The organism is Streptomyces sp. AV19 (assembly GCF_015999245.1).
In the GTDB taxonomy this organism is placed as follows: Bacteria; Actinomycetota; Actinomycetes; order Streptomycetales; family Streptomycetaceae; genus Streptomyces.
Genome location: NZ_JAEAMR010000065.1, coordinates 1 through 1,767, shown reverse-complemented (window position 1 = coordinate 1,767; position 1,767 = coordinate 1). Strand labels below are relative to the sequence as shown.

2 protein-coding genes and 1 pseudogene are annotated in these 1,767 nt (G+C 70.1%); all 3 read left to right on the top strand.

What is annotated here, in order from left to right:
• Positions 1–515, top strand: a pseudogene (locus I5Q34_RS33195) (terminase); the annotation flags it as partial.
• Positions 515–685: a hypothetical protein gene (locus I5Q34_RS33190; protein ID WP_199896218.1), complete on the top strand. Its 171-nt coding sequence runs from the start codon at positions 515–517 to the stop codon at positions 683–685. The pseudogene I5Q34_RS33195 and the gene I5Q34_RS33190, both read left to right, overlap by 1 nt.
• The coding region (locus I5Q34_RS33185) for a phage portal protein (protein WP_199896217.1) at positions 682–1,767 on the top strand (1,086 nt) is incomplete at its 3' end. The genes I5Q34_RS33190 and I5Q34_RS33185, both read left to right, overlap by 4 nt.

Sequence of the window (1,767 nt, the reverse complement as noted above, 5' to 3'; positions counted from 1 at the left end):
GCACCCGCCGCACCGTCGACCAGCACGCCCGCGACGTCCTGGCCACCTGCACCGAACCCGTCCCCGACTACGAACACCCCGTCGGCGCCGAGCGGTTCGCCCACCACGGCCGCCGGTGGACCGAGCCGCGGCCGCGCGGGATCATCTGCGACCACGACGCCGAGGGCCGGGCCGTCCTGGAGCGCGAGCTGGGCATCGGCACCATCGCGGCCCGCAAGAGCGTCACGGACGGCATCCAGGCCGTACAAGGCCGCCTCCGCAAGGCCGGCGACGGGAAGCCCCGGCTGTACGTCATGCGTGGCGCCGTCGTCGAGCGGGACCCGCAGCTGGACGACGCGAAGCGGCCGACGTGCACCGAGGAGGAGCTCGTCGGCTACGTGTGGGCGGTCAAGCCGGGGTCGGCCGGCGGGCTGAAGGAAGAGCCCTTGAAGGAAAACGATCACGGCGCGGACGCCATGCGGTACCTCGTGGCCGAGCGCGATCTGTCCGCCCGCCCACGCATTCGGAGGCTCTGATGACTGGACTCGTCGGCAAGCTCAAAGCAGCCCGGACCGGGGTGCTCACGCTCTCCGGCTTCGGCTCGCTCACGGCCTCGGCCTGGACCGCCTTTGGCACACCGGCCGGCCTCGCCGCCTCCGGGGTGGCCCTGCTGGTGCTGGAGTACCTGACCGGGGAGACGCGATGAAGTCGCCACTGCGATCCCTCTTCGCGAAGGCCCCCGTGCCGTACGTGGCCGCGCGGAACCTTGCTCTGCCATGGCGTCAACCCACCGGTGCCGAGGCACAGATGCGCGCCATGGGCAGCGTCGGGACCCTCTTCGCCATCGTCAACCGCACCTCGAACGCGACCGCCCAGGTGGAGTGGAAGCTGTGGCGGAAGGCGGCCAGCGGGCTGGACGAGGACCGCGTCGAGGTCACCCGGCACGCCGCCTTGGACTTGTGGAACAAGCCCAACGCCTTCTACACACGGCAGGAGAACGTCGAAATCGTCCAGCAGCACGTCGACTTGACCGGCGAGGGCTGGTGGGTGATCGCGCGGAACCCGCGGTCGCCACTGCCGCTGGAGCTGTGGCCGGTCCGACCGGACTGCATACAGCCCGTACCCCACCCGACCGACTTCCTCTCGGGGTACATGTACACCGGGCCCGGCGGCGAGCAGATCGCGCTGCGCACCGAGGACGTCATCCAGCTCCGCATGCCCAACCCCCTCGACCCCTACCGTGGCATGGGGCCGGTGCAGGCGATCCTCAGCGATCTCGACTCCGCCCGGTACAGCGCCGAGTGGAATCGGAATTTCTTCCTCAACGGGGCCGAGCCGGGCGGGATTATCCAGGTCGACAAGCGGCTGAGCGACGATGAGTTCGACGAGCTCACCGCGCGGTGGAACGAGCAGCACAAGGGCATCGCTAATGCCCACCGGGTCGCGGTGATCGAGCAGGGCCAGTGGGTCGACCGGAAGCTGTCCCAGCGGGACATGCAGTTCGCGGAGCTGCGCTCGGTCTCCCGGGACGTGATCCGGGAAGCGTTCGGGATCCCGAAGTTCGCCCTCGGGGACGTCGACGACGTCAACCGGGCCACGGCCGAGGCGTCGAAGGCGTGGTTCGCCGAGTACCTGACCGTCCCGCGCCTGGAGCGCATCAAGGGCGCCCTGAACAACGACCTGTTGCCCCTGTACGGTCCGGCCGCCCGGGAGCTGGAGTTCGACTATTGCAGCCCGGTCCCGGCGGACTCCGAGGCGGAGAACGCCGCGCTCGTCGCGAAGGCCACC

Excerpts from the sequence above, each read along its gene's own strand:
- I5Q34_RS33190 (WP_199896218.1), top strand. The coding sequence starts at position 515 with ATGACTGGACTCGTCGGCAAGCTCAAAGCAGCCCGGACCGGGGTGCTC.